The 15,439-nt window shown below is 72.0% G+C and carries 14 protein-coding genes; 8 read left to right on the plus strand and 6 right to left on the minus strand.

Features of this window, described 5'->3' with window-relative positions:
• From ACJ73U_RS08030 to ACJ73U_RS08040, 3 genes are all read right to left on the minus strand, one after another.
• The coding region (locus tag ACJ73U_RS08030; RefSeq protein ID WP_407776902.1) for an ABC transporter substrate-binding protein at positions 1–1,004 on the minus strand (1,004 nt) is incomplete at its 3' end.
• Between the two features lie 33 nt (positions 1,005–1,037).
• Positions 1,038–2,774, minus strand: coding sequence for a thiamine pyrophosphate-binding protein (locus ACJ73U_RS08035; RefSeq protein ID WP_407776903.1), 1,737 nt, complete (start codon positions 2,772–2,774; stop codon positions 1,038–1,040).
• Positions 2,771–4,237, minus strand: a complete 1,467-nt coding sequence (locus ACJ73U_RS08040) for an aldehyde dehydrogenase family protein (protein WP_407776904.1) — start codon at positions 4,235–4,237, stop codon at positions 2,771–2,773. The genes ACJ73U_RS08035 and ACJ73U_RS08040 overlap by 4 nt, the downstream gene beginning before the upstream one ends.
• Before the next feature lie 188 nt (positions 4,238–4,425).
• On the opposite strand from ACJ73U_RS08040, the gene ACJ73U_RS08045 reads away from it, so the two are divergent.
• The 7 genes from ACJ73U_RS08045 (at position 4,426) to ACJ73U_RS08075 (ending at position 11,482) form a co-directional block, all read left to right on the plus strand.
• The gene (locus ACJ73U_RS08045) at positions 4,426–5,235 is read left to right on the plus strand and encodes an IclR family transcriptional regulator (protein ID WP_407776905.1); all 810 of its coding nucleotides are present in this window, start codon (positions 4,426–4,428) and stop codon (positions 5,233–5,235) included.
• A gap of 60 nt (positions 5,236–5,295) precedes the next feature.
• Complete coding sequence (locus tag ACJ73U_RS08050) at positions 5,296–6,504, plus strand: CaiB/BaiF CoA transferase family protein (protein WP_407776906.1); 1,209 nt, start codon at positions 5,296–5,298, stop codon at positions 6,502–6,504.
• The gene (locus ACJ73U_RS08055; RefSeq protein WP_407776907.1) at positions 6,501–7,289 is read left to right on the plus strand and encodes a citryl-CoA lyase; all 789 of its coding nucleotides are present in this window, start codon (positions 6,501–6,503) and stop codon (positions 7,287–7,289) included. The genes ACJ73U_RS08050 and ACJ73U_RS08055 overlap by 4 nt, the downstream gene beginning before the upstream one ends.
• Before the next feature lie 450 nt (positions 7,290–7,739).
• The gene (locus tag ACJ73U_RS08060) at positions 7,740–8,675 is read left to right on the plus strand and encodes a beta-propeller fold lactonase family protein (protein ID WP_407776908.1); all 936 of its coding nucleotides are present in this window, start codon (positions 7,740–7,742) and stop codon (positions 8,673–8,675) included.
• Between the two features lie 232 nt (positions 8,676–8,907).
• On the plus strand, positions 8,908–9,369 hold the full coding sequence (locus ACJ73U_RS08065) for a CAP domain-containing protein (RefSeq protein ID WP_407776909.1): 462 nt from the start codon (positions 8,908–8,910) through the stop codon (positions 9,367–9,369).
• A gap of 119 nt (positions 9,370–9,488) precedes the next feature.
• Positions 9,489–10,511, plus strand: coding sequence for an LLM class flavin-dependent oxidoreductase (locus tag ACJ73U_RS08070; protein WP_407776915.1), 1,023 nt, complete (start codon positions 9,489–9,491; stop codon positions 10,509–10,511).
• A gap of 80 nt (positions 10,512–10,591) precedes the next feature.
• Entirely contained in the window at positions 10,592–11,482 is an 891-nt protein-coding gene (locus ACJ73U_RS08075; RefSeq protein WP_407776910.1) for an oxaloacetate decarboxylase, read from the plus strand.
• 190 nt (positions 11,483–11,672) lie between these two features.
• Here ACJ73U_RS08075 and ACJ73U_RS08080 read toward each other — a convergent pair whose 3' ends face one another.
• From ACJ73U_RS08080 to ACJ73U_RS08090, 3 genes are read right to left on the minus strand one after another with little or no spacing between them, the layout of a single operon-like run.
• Entirely contained in the window at positions 11,673–12,041 is a 369-nt protein-coding gene (locus tag ACJ73U_RS08080) for an STAS domain-containing protein (protein ID WP_407776911.1), read from the minus strand.
• Positions 12,038–13,099 (minus strand): B12-binding domain-containing protein, encoded by a 1,062-nt coding sequence (locus tag ACJ73U_RS08085; protein ID WP_407776912.1) that lies wholly within the window; start codon positions 13,097–13,099, stop codon positions 12,038–12,040. Before ACJ73U_RS08085 ends, ACJ73U_RS08080 begins: the two co-directional genes overlap by 4 nt.
• Positions 13,096–14,748 (minus strand): PP2C family protein-serine/threonine phosphatase, encoded by a 1,653-nt coding sequence (locus tag ACJ73U_RS08090; protein WP_407776913.1) that lies wholly within the window; start codon positions 14,746–14,748, stop codon positions 13,096–13,098. The genes ACJ73U_RS08085 and ACJ73U_RS08090 overlap by 4 nt, the downstream gene beginning before the upstream one ends.
• Positions 14,749–14,989: 241 nt before the next feature.
• On the opposite strand from ACJ73U_RS08090, the gene ACJ73U_RS08095 reads away from it, so the two are divergent.
• Positions 14,990–15,439 (plus strand): universal stress protein (locus tag ACJ73U_RS08095; RefSeq protein ID WP_407776914.1); only part of this gene is annotated, 450 nt, incomplete at its 3' end.

Here is a 15,439-nt window from a genome sequence, read left to right on the forward strand (position 1 = left end):
CACTTGTCGGCGTCGAGCGCCTTGATGTAGATGTTCGCGCCGTCGTAGGCCTTGGCGCCGTGCAGTTCGGCCTCCTCGCCGTGTGCCTTCTGGTAGGCCCTGGCGAACGCGCGGGACGCGTCGTCGCCGTCGTTGGACAGGTACGGCGAGCTGACGACGGTGCCCTCCGCGTTGGCCTGGCCGGCGGTCTGCAGGTACACCGGCGTGCCCATCGGCGCGGCACCCGCGATCGTCGCGGTGATGCCCAGCTCCTTGGCCTGCTTGACGATCAGCCCGGCCTCGACCTCCTCGGAGCCGACGAACAGGACCTCGGGCTCCTTCTGCCGGATCGAGGTGAGGGCGGCGCTGAAGTCCTTCTGGTCGGTGGTCACCACCTGGTCGTCGACCGGGGTGAGGCCGCGGTCGGCCAGCACCTTGGTGAACGCGTCGTGCTCGCCCTTGCCGTAGGAGCCGTTGTTGGAGATCAGCGCGATCTTCTTGTGCCCCTTGTCGTCCACCAGGTACTTCGCGAGCGTCTCGTCGTAGGTGTTGCTCGTCGGTCCGTTGTAGAACGCGAACGGGCTCTTGGCCGCCGCGATCGCCGGCGACTGGCCGGAGGTGATGTTCGGGATCTTCGACTGCCGCAGGATGGGGATCATGGCCACGGTGACCGCGCTCTCCGCGGTGCCGATCATGGCCACGAAGCCCTCGCCGGCGATCTTGCGGGCGACGTTCGTGCCGACGGTCGGGTCGCCCTGGTCGTCGAACAGCTCGAGGTCGATCTTGCGGCCGTTGATGCCGCCCCTGGCGTTCCACTCGTCGGCGGCGAGCTTGGCGCCCTTCCACTCCCACTGGCCGAGCGAGCTGAGCTGCCCGCTCTGCGCGTCGACCACGGCGACCTTGATCGGGCCGCCGGTGTCCTGCTGGCCGGACGACGAGCTGCCCGGTGCGGAGCACGCGGTCGCCGCCGCCAGGGCGAGTGCGGCGGCGGGGACGAGTAACCGCGCCGTACGTGTACTGGCCATGAACTTCTCACCTCGTTGTGGGTTCGGTGCGGACTAGAACGCGCCGCGGTAGATGTCCTTGATGTTCCAATGTCCTGGCGTGGGCACGGGTTCGTTCACCATCGGCACGTCCAGCACGGCGGGGCGGCGCCGCTCGACCGCCGCGCGCAGTGCGGTGGTCAGGTCGCCCGGTGTCTCGATCCGGTAGCCGTCGGCGCCGCACGCCCGGCCGTAGGCGGCGAAGTCGGGGGAGTAGGGGTTGCCCTCCGGGTCGCGGAACTCGCAGCCGTAGCTGGCGCCGAAGTTCGCGGCCTGCAGGTCGGCGATCGTGCCGTGCGCCCGGTTGTTCATCACGAGGAAGACCACCGGCAGGCCCTGCTCGACGGCCATGGGCACCGCCGGCAGCTGCGCGCTCATCCCGCCGTCCCCGACCAGTGCCACGACGACCCGGTCGGGTCGGGCGATCTGCACGCCGATCGCCGCCGCCGGCCCGAAGCCCATGGTGGACAGCCCGCCCGGGGTGACGAAGCGGCCTTCCGGCGGCAGCTCGTAGCACTGGGCCACGCCGTTCTTGTTCCAGCCGACGTCGGTGACGAGCACCGCGTCGGCGGGCAGCGCGTCCCGCAGGTCGGCGAGGATGCGTTCCGGGCGGAGTGGGAAGTCGTCGCTGCGGCCGCGTTCCCGGCTGCCGGCGAACAACGCGCTCCGCTCGGTGCCGATCGTCTCGCGCAGCGCGGGCCGGTCCGTCCCGTGTGGACTCGACGCCACCACCGCGTCGGCGATCGCCTCGACGGCGAGGGTCACGTCGGCCACCGCGCCGATCTCGACCGGGTAGTTGCGGCCGATCTCGGCGGGGTCGATGTCGACCTGGATGAGCCTGGCCGGCGGGAAGTGCCAGGTGTAGTCGGCGTTCCACGAGCTGGCGTCGGTCTCGGCGAACCGGGTGGCGAGTGCGAGCACCACGTCGGCGTCCATCGTGTACTTGTTGGTGAGGTCGAGGCCCCAGAACCCGGTCATCCCCATGACGAGCGGGTGCCGGTCCTCGACCGTGCCCTTGGCCATGAGCGAGTGCGCGATCGGGATGTCCAGGTGCTCGGCCAGCCGCAGCAACGCCGCCCGGCCCCGGTCGTCGCGCAGGCCGCCGCCGACGTAGATCAGCGGCCTCGCCGCGGCGACGAGCACCTCGGCGATGCGCCTCGCCTCCGCCGCCGGCAGCGCGGCCGGGGTGGCGTTGGCGACGAGCGGGTACGCCGTGGCGGAGGACTCGGGCACCTGCCGGGAGAACAGGTCCATCGGCACGTTGAGCAGCACCGTGCCCGGCCGGCCGGACGTCGCGGTCCAGAACGCCCGCTCGGTGAACCTCGCGAGGTCCTCGGCGCGGTGCGCGTGCCACGCCCGCTTCACGAACGGCCGGAAGATCGCCGTCTGGTCGGCGTCGAAGTGCAGGTTCACCTCCTGGTGGGGGTGGCGGCCGTGGTAGTAGGACGGGATGTCGCCCGCGATGGTGACCAGCGGGACCGAGTCGAGTGCCGCGGTCGCGACGCCGGTGACCGCGTTCATCAGCCCGGGACCCACGTGCACGAGCAGCACGCCGGGCCTGCCGGTCATCCGCGCGTACCCGTCGGCCGCGTGCGCGGCGGCCTGCTCGTGGCGGGCGATCACGAACCTGATCCGGCTGCGCCCCAGGGCGTCCAGGAAGGCGATGTTGGTGTGGCCGCACACACCGAAGACGTACTCGACGCCGTACGACTCGAGCTGAGTGACCAGCGCTTCCGCGGCGGTGACCGTCATGCCTGCCCCCAGACCGACAGGCCGCGCAGGATGAGGGTCTTGATCACCGTGTAGTCGTCGATCATCTGCCGGGGTGCCTCCCGGCCGAAGCCGGAGTCCTTCACGCCGCCGAACGGGACGTGGTCGAGCCGGTAGTTCGACGAGCCGTTCACGACGAGGCCGCCGACGGCCAGCTCCCGCCACGCCGTGACGATCGTGGTGATGTCGTTGGTGAAGATGCCGGCCTGCAGGCCGAACCTGCTGCCGTTGCAGGTCTCGATGACCGCGTCGAGGTCGTCGAAGGGCAGCACGGCGACGAGCGCGCCGAACACCTCCTCGGTCACGATCGTGGCGTCCGGCGGCGGGTCCGCCACGATCGTCGGCCGCAGCGTCGCCCCGTCCCGGACGCCGCCGGCCACGAGCCGTGCCCCCGCGGCCCTCGCCTGCTCGACCCACTTCTCCACCCGTGTGGCCGCGTCCTCGTCCACCATCGACCCGATGTCGGTGGCCGGGTCGAGCGGGTCGCCGACCACCAGCCGGTCGACCTCCGCCCGGAACGCCTCGACGAACTCGTCGAACCGGGACCGCTGCACGTACACCCGCTGCACGGAGATGCAGCTCTGCCCCGAGTTCGAGTATCCGGTGCGGGCGCAGACCCGGGCCGCGTCGGCGACGTCCGCGTCCGCGCACACGATCGTCGCCGCGTTGCCGCCCAGCTCCAGCACGAGCCGTTTGGCGCCGGCCGCCCTGGCCACCGCCGCGCCCGTCGCCGGGCTGCCGGTGAAGCTGATGACGCTCACCTCGGGTGCCGCGCACAACGCCGCCCCCACGTCCCCGCCGCCGTGCAGCAGCTGCACCGCCGCCGGCGGCATGCCCGCCTCGAGCGCCAGCGCGACCACCGCCGCGGTCGTCGCGGGCGCCTGCGGCGGTGCCTTGACCAGTGTGGTGTTCCCGGCCGCGAAGGACGCGCCCAGCTTGTGCGCCAACAGGTTCGCGGGCGCGTTGAACGGGGTGATCGCCAGCGCGACGCCGGCGGGGGCGCGGTAGGTGAGTGCCGTGTTGCCCGTGCCCCGCGCCCAGCCGGCCACCGGCACGTTCTCGCCGCCGATTCGCCGGGCCTCGTGGGCGCACACGGCGAACGTGTCCGCCACGCGGTCCAGCTCGCCCCGCCCGTCCTTCACCGGTTTGCCCAGCTCCAGCGCGATGAGCCGGGCGATGTCGTCGCGGTGCTCGACCGCCAGGCGGGACGCCCGGTCCAGCACGTCCGCCCGCGTGGCGGGCGCGAGCCCGGCCACCACGCGGGCGTCGGCCGCCGCGTACGCCCGGGCCGCCGCGACCTGTGCCTCACTCGCCGGATAGGACCGCGACACCACCGCGCGGACGAAGGGTCCGGTCCGGGACGCGGGTGGGCCGTCGGTGACCCACTCGCCCGCCACGAATGCCGGTGCGTCGGGAGTGGACCGCGTGAGAACGTCAGGGAGCACCACAGTTCTCCTTGTGAACCATCAAGCGGTACATCTGGACCGCTGTACGGACTGCGTGTAACGTACGGCTCGCTACCTGAGCTGGCAAGCCTTCGAGCCGAAGACGTTATGGCGGTCTCGGCGGAGCTGGACGCGGTGGAGGTGAGCGGTGAGGATGGTGGATCGTCGTGGCAAGAGGGGATGCAGTGGTGAATTCGACCGGTGCCGATCAGACCGCCAAGGACCGGTGGGAAGCGTCCGGTGAGTCCGGTGAGACCCAGGGCGTGCGCAGCGTGCAGCGCGCGATCGACATCCTGGGGCTGCTGACCGAGTCCCAACCGGCGATCTCGGTCTCGGAGATCGTCCGCGCCACCGGTCTCGCCAAGACCACCGTCATCCGGATCGTGCAGACCCTGGAGCAGAACGGCCTGCTCTGGGCGACCGCCAAGGGGTACATGGCCGGGCCGAGCCTCTGGCGCTGGGCGCACCTCGCCCGCGGCAGCTGGGAGCTGCCGCCCGAGACCAAGGAGCTCATGCGCGGGCTGGCCCATCGCCAGCGCGAGACGGTCAACCTCTACGTGGCACGCGACATCTACCGCGTCTGCGTCGCGCAGCAGGAGAGCCCGCAGCCGCTGCGCCACGTCGTGCACGTCGGCGACGAGCTCCCGCTGTGGGCCGGCGCGTCGTCGAAGATCCTGCTGCGCAACTCGGACGCGCCGCACCTCGCCAGGGTGGCCCACAGCTCCCCGTACGGACCGGACTACGTGGACTCGCTGCGTGCCCAGATCGACGAGGCCGCGGTGCGCGGATACGCCTTCAGCCACGGGGAACGCGAGGCGGGACTGTCCGCCGTGGCCGTCCCCGTCGTCGGCCGCACCGGGTCCGTCATCGCCGCGCTGTCGCTGTCCGGTCCGACCGTGCGCTTCCCCGACGAGCGGATCGCCGAGTTCGTCGCCGCGCTCACCGAGGTGGCCGCGCACATGACCGAGCGGGGCTTCGACCACCCGTTCCGCGTGTAGCGCGGACCGGCGCGACGGTTCTCTTGTCGATTCTGCGTTTCCCGCAGAAGGAGTAGACGCATGGAAAGAACGCCGCTCCGCGGTATCCGGGTGCTCGACCTGACCAACGTCCTCGCCGGCCCGTACTGCAGCTACCAGCTGATGCTCTTCGGCGCGGAGGTCGTGAAGGTCGAGGTGCCCGGCTCCGGTGATCTCGCCCGCCACCTCGGCCCCGAGCCCGAGCTGAACGGCGCCGGCCTCGGGGCGTCGTTCCTCGCGCAGAACGCGGGGAAGAAGTCGATCGAGGTGGACCTGAAGGACTCCGCGCGGCGGGCGGTGTTCGACGACCTGGTGCGCGGCGCGGACGTCCTGCTCGAGAACTTCCGCGCCGGGGTCCTCGCCCGGCTCGGCTACGACTGGGCCCGGCTGCGCGAGCTCAACCCGGGCCTGGTGTACTGCGCGATCTCGGGCTTCGGCCAGACCGGCCCGATGAGCCAGGCACCCGCGTACGACCAGATCATCCAGGGCCTGTCGGGGATGATGAGCATCACCGGCACCGAGGACACCGCACCGCTGCGGGTCGGCTTCCCGGTGTGCGACACCGTCGGCGGCCTGATGGCGGCACTCGCGATCTCCTCGGCTCTCGTCGGCCGGGAGCGGACGGGTGAGGGCTGTTTCCTGGACCTGTCGATGCTGGAGGCGTCGATCTCGGCGATGGGCTGGACGGTCTCGCACTACCTCATCAGCGGGGTGCGGCCGGCGCCGACGGGCCAGCAGAACGTCACCGCCGCCCCGTCCGGCACGTTCGAGACCGCCGACGGCCTGCTCAACATCGCGGCGAACCGGCAGACCCAGTTCGAGAAGCTGTGCGGGCTGCTGGGTCGCCCCGACCTGGTGACCGACCCGCGGTTCGCCGACCGCGAGGCGCGCAAGGTCAACCGGGACGCGCTGAACGCCGAGCTGACCCGTGAGCTGCGCCGGCGCCCGGCCGAGGCGTGGGAGCGGGAGCTGCCGGCGATCGGCGTGCCGGCCGCGCGGATCCTGTCGGTGCCGCAGGCGGTCGCGTCGGAGCAGTTGGCGCACCGGCGGTTCTTCACCGACGTCCCGTTCCCCGGCGACCCCGACCGGGTCGTCCGGGTCAGCGGGAACGGGGTGCTGGTCGACGGGGAGCCGCTGCACCCCGCCACCGCGCCGCCGCTGCTCGGCGAGCACAACGGGCAGACGGCCGAGTTCGTCGACCGGTGGCGGGCCGGCGCGGTGCCCGTCGCCGCGGTCGAGGAGGAGCCGTGACGGCGGCGGAGTCCGCGGACTGGTGGGCCACCAGCATCGTGCGCATGGCTCCCGGCGAGGTGGAGCTGCGCGGGATTCCCGTGCAGGAGCTGATCGGCTCGGTCGACTTCGTCTCGGCGGTCTGGCTCATGGTCCGTGGCGAGCTGCCCGACGCGCGCCGGGCCGCCCTGCTGGAGGCGGCCCTGGTCGCGTCGGTCGACCACGGCCCGCAGGCGCCGTCGATCGCGATCGCCAGGATGACCGCGACGTGCGGCGTGGGCCTCAACAACGCGATGGCCTCCGGCGTCAACGCCCTTGGCGACTCCCACGGCGGCGCGGGCCAGCAGTGCGTCGAGATGCTCACCGAGATCGTCGCCGCGGACGGGGACCTCGCCGCGGCCGTCGAACGGGTCGTCGCCCGCCACCGCTACGTCCCGGGTTTCGGGCACCGCTTCCACCCCGTGGACCCGCGGCGCGGCCCGCTGCTGGCGCTCGTGGACCGCGCGGTCGCGGACGGCGTGGTCGACGGCCGCCACCTGCGCGCCGCCCGCGCCGTCGAGGCGCACCTCGACGCGAACCGCCGCCGCCCGGTGCCGATGAACATCGACGGCGCGACCGCCGTGATCTACGCGGAGCTGGGGTTCGCCCCGGAGCTGGCGCGCGGGCTGTTCGTGCTCGGCCGCAGCGTCGGCATCCTCGCCCACGCCTGGGAGGAGATGAGCCAGGGCCTGCGCAACAAGGGGCCGATACCGCGGTCGATCCTCCCGACCTACCGGGGAAAGCCCGAAGCCACGAGCGATCAGTGATATCGCGATGTCTACATGAGACAGTCGCAGCGCCGCCACCGCGCGCTCACTGTCCGAATAGGACGGTGCGCACGATCGCGTGATCCCACACGCGGATCACAGGGCGTAGTCAGCAGTCACCGAGTGCGTTGCTACGGAAGGTCAGAGCGTCGTCACACTTTCGTCGACCAAGATCACCTGAGGTGTCTGATCAGCGGTTTTCACATAGTGATAAAGCCGACTAGGCCGTTAGGGTGAGTGTAGGAGCGGCGCGTCCGGACGCCTCACAGGGTGCCGGACTCGAACGGGAACGGTCACCGCCGGGCACCGCACTGTCGCCAGCTCGTCTTTCCGCGTGTTCTCGCAGCTTCATCTCGCTCTGGAGGAATGTCGATGCCTGCTCAGTCGAGGAGGCGCATGTCCAACTGTCGGTGGGTCTCCGGTCCGTTGGGAAGATGTCGTGTCACCCTCTTGGCGCTGCTGGTGGTACTGGCCCTGCTCCCACTGGCCGCCCTGCCGGCCGCGGCCTACCCGCCGCGCGTCCAGGTGTTCGTGGCCAACACGGACTCCGACAACGTCACCGTCTACGACACCAGGCTGGGGGAGGTGACCGCGACGGTGCCGGTCGGCGACGGCCCCGTGGGCGTCGGCAGCACCCCGGACGGCGACCTGGTCTACATCACCAACGAACGGGCCAACTCGGTCTCGGTCATCGACGCGCTGAGCCACGAGGTGGTGGCCACCGTGCCGGTCGGTGCGCACCCGTACGGCGTGGACGCGACCGCGACGCACGCCTACGTCACCAACTACGACTCCGACACCGTGACCGTCATCGACGTGGCGACCCAGCAGCCGGTCGGCGAGATCCCGGTGGGCCGGGCCCCGCACACCCCGGTGGTCAGCCCGGACGGCACACTGGTCTACGTCACCAACAACGACGACAGCTCCGTGAGCGTCATCGACGCGACCACGAACTCGGTGATCAACACGATCCCCGTCGGCCGCTTCCCGGCCGGCATCGCGCTCGGCCCCGGCGGCCACCGGCTGTACGTGGCCAACACCGGCGACAACAGCGTCACCGTCATCTCCGCACCGGGCGAGCCGGTCGTCACCGTGCCGGTCGGCAAGGCGCCGATCGGGCTGTCGGTCACCCCGCAGGACGTCGTCTACGTCGCCAACACCGGCGACGACGCCGTGTCGGTGATCCACGGGGACAGCGCCGCCGTCAGCGCGACGGTGCCGGTCGAGCAGCGCCCGGAAGGCGTGGCCGCCTCGCCCGACGCCAGGTTCGTCTACGTCACCAACAACGCCGCCAACACGCTCTCGGTGATCGACACGTCCTCGGCCAGCCCGGTGGCGACGATTCCCGTCGGCCAGGGTCCCGAGGGAGTGGCCATGACGCCGTGAGGGGCTCGCGTTGTCACGACCGCGTTCGGCCATGGACCGTCCCGCTCAGAATCACCCGATCGAGGGGTTGGATTCTCGGAAGGACGTTCGGGATACGGCCAGGCGGAATGGTGCTGTAACCGGCGGCGGCGCGCTGGTCCCTCTTTAGTTCCAGATGGCAGGTAACGGGGAGATGTTCGTCTTCGGCCCGGGTACGTCCTTTGTCGGCAGAAACCGAGCAAGGAGGCCAGAAATGATCCGAAATGTCACTGCCATCGCTGTTTCCACGCTGATCGGTCTGGGTGCCGCCACGAGCCCGGTGCACGCGGATCCGAGCTTCGAGCAGCAGGTCATCAGCCTGACGAACCAGCAGCGGACGGCGAACGGCTGCGGTGCGCTCGCCGAGAACGGGGCGCTCGACACGGCCGCCCGCGGTCACAGCGGCGAAATGGCGAGGACCGACAACATGTCCCATACCGGGGCGAACGGATCAGATGTCGGGGACCGGCTGAGTCAGGCCGGATATTCGGCGACCAAGTGGGCGGAGAACATCGCCTATGGGCAGCGGACACCCCAGGAGGTGGTCGACGCCTGGATGCGGAGCCCGGAGCACCGCGCCAACATCCTCGACTGCTCGCTCGCCGAGATCGGGGTGGGCTACGTGGCGAACAAGGACGGGGTGCCGTACTGGACCCAGGACTTCGGAACCCGGTGACGAGCGGTAGTGGGCCCGTCGGCGTGCGCCTCGCGGACGGGCCCACCGGCATGTGCTCGCCGGTTCCCGCCACCGGATAGTTGCGGAATCAATCAGCGTGGTGGCGCGTTCGAGTGGGTGTGAAGAAGATCGGATTTCTCTCGTTCGGGCACTGGTCGGACAGTCCGCACTCGCGGACTCGCACGGCGTCGGACGCGTTGCTGCAGGCCGTGGACCTGGCCGTGGCCGCGGAGGAGCTCGGCGCGGACGGCGCCTACTTCCGGGTGCACCACTTCGCCAGGCAGCTGGCCTCGCCGTTCCCGCTGCTGGCCGCGATCGGCGCCAGGACCGAACGCATCGAGATCGGTACCGGCGTCATCGACATGCGGTACGAGAACCCGATGTACATGGCCGAGGACGCGGGCGCCGCGGACCTCATCGCCGGCGGCCGGCTCCAGCTCGGCATCTCCCGCGGCTCACCTGAGCAGGTCATCGACGGCTGGCGGTACTTCGGCTACCAGCCCAGCGAGGGCGACACGGACGCCGACATGGCCCGCCAGCACGCCGAGGTGCTGCTGAAGGTGTTGGAGGGCAAGGGGTTCGCCCAGCCCAGCCCGCGGCCGATGTTCGCCAACCCGCCCGGCCTGCTGCGCCCCGAACCGCACTCACCCGGCCTGCGCGACCGCATCTGGTGGGGTGCGGGCTCCAACGGCACCGCCGTGTGGACGGCCGAGCACGGCATGAACCTGATGAGCTCCACGCTCAAGAACGACGAGGGCGGGGCGCCGTTCCACGTCCAGCAGGCCGAGCAGATCCGCGCGTTCCGCAAGGCGTGGGCGGAGGCCGGGTGGACGCGTGAGCCACGCGTGTCGGTCTCGCGCAGCATCTTCGCGCTGACCACGGACCTCGACCACGCCTACTTCGGCGGCGATGTCGAGAGCACCGACCAGGTCGGCCTCATCGACGCCGAGACCAGGGCGATCTTCGGCCGCACCTACGCCGCCGAGCCGGACGTCCTGGTGTCCGAGCTGTCCGAGGACGAGGCCATCGCCGAGGCCGACACCCTGCTCCTGACCGTGCCCAACCAGCTCGGCGTGGAGTACAACGCCCACCTGATCGAGGACATCCTCACGCACGTGGCCCCCGCGCTCGGCTGGCGTTGACCCCCGCCTCACACCGCCCCGGCTTGGTGTTCACTGAGAGGTGTGATCCTGGTTCGCTGCCGTGAGGGGAGGGCGGCCGGATGACTCCACTCGGCCCGGTCAACGGTGGTCCGGCCCGGCTGCGGGAGCTGCTCGCCGGTGGCGGGACGATCGTGGCGCCGGGTGCCTATGACGCGTTGAGCGCCCGGCTGGTCGAGGCGGCCGGGTTCCCCGCGGTGTACATGACCGGTTTCGGGGTGACCGCGTCGCTGATCGGACGGCCGGACGTCGGGCTGCTGACCATGACCGAGATGGTGGAGACCGCGCGGCTGATCCGCTCGACCGTCGGCGTGCCGGTGATCGCGGACGCGGACACCGGCTACGGCAACGCGCTCAACGTGATCCGCACGGTGCGGGAGTACGAGGCCGCCGGGGTGGCCGCCATCCACCTCGAGGACCAGGTGGCGCCCAAGCGCTGCGGGCACCTGGAGGGCAAACGGGTCGTGCCGGCGGAGGTGATGGTCGACCGGGTCCGCGCGGCGGTCGCCGCGCGCGTCGACCCCGACTTCGTGCTGATCGCGCGGACCGACGCCCGTGCGGTCGAGGGTTTGGCCGCGGCCATCGACCGTGCCGCCCGGTACCGCGAGGCCGGCGCCGACATGCTCTTCGTCGAGGCCCCCCAGTCGGCGGCGGAGATCGAGACGGTGGCGACGGAGCTCGCCGGCGTACCGCTGCTGTTCAACTGGGCGGAGGGCGGCAAGACCCCACCGACACCCCTGGACCGGTTGCGGGAGCTGGGTTTCCGGCTGGTCATCTGTCCTGTCTCGACACTGCTGGCCACCTCGGTCGCGGTGCGGGCGGTGCTGGCGAGGATCGCCGAGGACGGCACCCCGATCGCCGCGGCCCGCGAGCTGCCGGGGCTGAAGGAGTTCGTCGAACTGGTCGGCATGACCGAGGTGACCGACATCGGCGAGCAGTTCGGCAACGGCTGAGCACCATCACGGGGCCGCACCCGCTCGACGAGTCCAGGCCTGGCGGGTTACCGGCACCGAGGAGCCAGAGCTGGCCTCGACCCGGTCCTGCGCGGGGACCAGGTCGCCGCGGTGCTCGCCGCCGACCCCCTGACGCGCGCTCCTGCCGGCACCCGTACAGGCCCAGGAGTCCGTCGGCGGGTTGTAAGCGTCAGCCGGACGTTTCCTGGTCCCGGAGGATGGACTGCGGCTCGTCGCTCGTGAGGTACTCCGTGGTGCCCGTTCGGTCGAGCATGCGGTTCAGGGCGTGCGGGCGGTTCACGATGTGCAGTCGCAGGCCCAGGGAGTCCGTGCGGCGGCGGAGCATGAGCAGGGTCGACAGGCCGCGGGAGTCGCAGACCTCCAGCTGGGCGCAGTCGACGTGCAGCTCACGCAACCCGGGGTGGGCGGCCAGCTCGTCGGTGACCGCCTCCAGTAGCTCGTCGGCGTTGACGTGGATGAGGTCACCGGCGAGGGTGACCCGTCCGATGTGGCCGGCCGAGGTGTCCCAGCTGTATCTCAGCTCTGGAAATGCCGTCATGCGTCGATCCCGTCGACATGCGCGATCCCGGCCGCGAGGAACTGGCTCGCTCGGGCGAAGTCACGCAGCTCGGTGGTGAGTAGTGCCAGTCCCACGCCCAGTGACCGGGGTGGGACGCCGCGGGCGGAGAGGATGCTCGCGGTCCACGTCAGGAAGCCGGTGAACAGCTCGACGTCGCCGACGTACAGCGCGGTGGCGAGGAAGTCGACGATGTGGGCGACGTCCTCGGCGGTGTGCTCCCGTTGCTGGTCGGTGTACTCGCTCATCGCCGGCCACCGCTGCGCGAGGGCGGTGCAGACCGAGGAGACGAGCGAGGTCGCCGACCGGGCGATCATCGAGTACTCCTGGTCGGCGAGGTGCGGCAGATCGTCGATCGGCTGGTGCAGGTCCGTCGAGCGGGGGAGCGGCGGCCCCAGCAGCCGGTCCGCCGCGGCGCGGGCGTCCGGCGCCCACGCCGGCGCGCCCAGCAGCTTCGCGTAGCGGCCGTCCGGTCCGAACGCGGCGCCGCCGACGATCACGGGGACGCCGGCCGCCTGGCAGGCGGTGATGGTGGCGTGCGCGGTCGGCAGGCGGGTCGGGATGGAGTTGGACAGCGCGACCGCGTCCGGCGCGGTGCGGTGCAGGTGCGCGATGAGGTGCGGCGTCGGGACCTGCGCGCCGAGGTAGTCGACCCGGAACCCGCGCAGCGTCAGCGTCTCGGAGAGCAGCCGGGCGGGCAGCGCGTGCCACTCGCCGTCCACGCACGCCACCGTGATGCGGCCGTGCCGGACCGCGGGCCTGCCGGTGTAGGACTGCAGCGCCCCGATGACGCGTTCGTTGATCGCGGTCGCCACGTGCTCCTGCGCGACGTTGATGCGGTCGGTCGCCCACTCGACGCCGACGCGGCGCTGCACGGCGCCGATCACGTCGAGCAGGACGCTCTCGGCCGTCAGCCCGTCGTCGAGCGCGGCCGACACGACGTCCCGGGCCGCGTACTCGTCGCCGGCCAGGACGGCGTCCCACAGGTACTCCACGTGGTCCGTGGGAGTGGTCCGGGTGACGAGGGTCGTCGTGCTCATGCGGTGTACCGGCCCCGTCCGTGCCCGCCGACGGCGGTGAGCAGCCTGCCGCGCGGGGCGGTGATCGCGAGCACCGCCATGTCGTCGTGCGGGCGGTGACCCACCCACTGGAGTGCGAGCATCTGGATCCGCTCGGCGACCGCCTCCGCGGGCAGCCCTGCGCACTCCGCCAGCGCCTCCCGCAGCCGCCGCTCGCCGTACAACTCCCTGCCGAGCGGGCCGCCGCGGGCCTCGATGATCCCGTCCGTGTAGAGCAGGCACGTGTCCCCGGCGCCCAGTGTCACGACGGCCGTCGACGACCGCACGGTGGGCAGCGCGCCGACGAGCATGCCCCGGGTGGCGATCTCCAGGACCTCGCCGTCCGCCCGGACGACCAGCGGCGGCGGGTGCCCGGCGGCGGTCAGCCGCAGCCGCACCGCGGCGCCGTCGCGAAGGGCCGACGCGAGCACGAGCGTCGCGAACCGGGTGCTGTCCACGGCGAGCAGCGAGTTGTTGAGGAGGTGGAGCAGCCGCTGGTGGTCCTCCGCCATCGGCAGCAGCGCGCGCACGGTGGTGCGGATCTTGCCGGTGAGGACCGCGGCCTCCAGACCCTTGCCGCACACGTCCCCGAGCACGACGAGCGTCTCGTCGCGTTCCTCGTCCGCGGCGTGCACGTCGTAGAAGTCACCGCCGACCCGGTCGGTGTCCAGCGAGGCCCGGTACTGGCCGGCGAAGTCGACGCCGCCGACCTCGTGCAGCGTCGGCGGCAGCAGGTCGCGCATCAGCACGTCGGTGATCGCGGACTGCTCGGCGTAGACCTGCGCCGCGGACATCGCGACGCCGGCCCGCGCCGCGAACAGCCGGGCGAACACCTCTTCGTCGGCGCTGAACGCGGCCTCCCGCGAACGGCGCAGCAGTACCAGCGCGCCGGCGGGCACGCCGTGCCCGGGCAGTGGCGTCACCACGAGCGAGCCGATCTCACCGAAGTCCGCGGGCCGCAACCATTCCGGAGCGGCGGCCGGGTCGATCCACCGCGACGGCACCGGCGGGAAACCCTGCAGGGCCTCCGCCAGCCCCGGCACCAGCCGCGGGTCGATGGCACGCCGGTCGTGTGCGGGCTCCCCGCCCCGCGCGCAGACCGCCATCGGGTACCAGCCCTGCCTGCCGGGTGCGATGACCGCCGCCGCGTCGGCGAGGTAGGTGGCCGCGAGCCGGGCCGTGATCTCCATGCAGCGGCCGGGGTTCAGTGACGCGAGCAGCGCGGACGACGCCGTGGCGAGGAACTCGGTCCGCCTGCGCTCGAGCCGCAGGGCCTCCTCGGCGGTGGTGTCGACGAACCACCACGCGACGTCCTCACCCCGCCACACCGGGTGCGCCGCGACCGCCCGCCCGCCGAGCCGGCCACCGGTCACCTCGGCGGTGCCGGCGAGTGCGCGCTCGTGCCCGTCACGCAGCCACGCGGGGCCGCTGTCGGCCAGCCGCGTGCCCACCGCCATGCCCGGCATGACGTGGCGGAAGGCGTCGTTGATGTCGGCCACGACCCCGGCCCGGTCCGCGACCACGATCGGCAGTGGCGCGGCCAGCCATCCCGGAGCGGCGGTCGCCCGGTCCGCAGTCGTCCGGTCCGCGGTCGCCCGGTCCGCAGTCGTGTCCAGTTCGCCCTGAGTCACAAGCGCGGCCCACTCCGCGGGGACCTCGTCACCTCCAGCCTCGTGCGTTCTGCGTTGGTTCCATGATCGCTCATCCGCCGCCGGTTGCGCTGAACAGCTGCCGGTGAGTCGGGCACTCGTCGCGCTGACCAGCGGATTTGATGACCACCCTTCGCGACACGCCCGGGCACCCGCACGCACGGCCGCGCCGCTCGTACCATCGGATACCGCCAGGGGCCCGCGCTGTCCGGTGGAGGCTGACGTGCACGTGCTCGTATGGATCGCGGAGGGCACCTGGGCGGGCTGTGTCGACGCCGCCCGCGCCCTGGCGCCCGCCGACGCGGAGGTCACCCTGCTCCACGTGCCGGCGCCCGACGCGCCCGCCGCGGCCGGCGGTGCCTACAGCGGACTGCTCGGCCGCGGTCACCCGGAACGCGACCCCGGCCGGCGCCTCGCGAACCTGGCCGACGAGGCCGGCGGCGAGCTGCTGCGGGCGGCGGCGGAGCGCCTCGGCCGCCCGTCGACCGCCCTCGTGCGGCACGGCCGCGTCGAGCGGGAGGTCGTGGCGGCCGCCGAGGACGCCGACGTGCTCGTCGTCGCCCGCGACGGCGACCGCACCCGACTCGGCCCGAAGAGCCTCGGCCCGGCCGGCCGCTTCGTCGTCGACCACGCCCCGTGCCCGGTGCTGCTCGTCTGGCCGGACCGGGCACCC

It is taken from the genome of Actinophytocola sp., from assembly GCF_045807065.1.
Classification (GTDB): Bacteria; Actinomycetota; Actinomycetes; order Mycobacteriales; family Pseudonocardiaceae; genus Actinophytocola.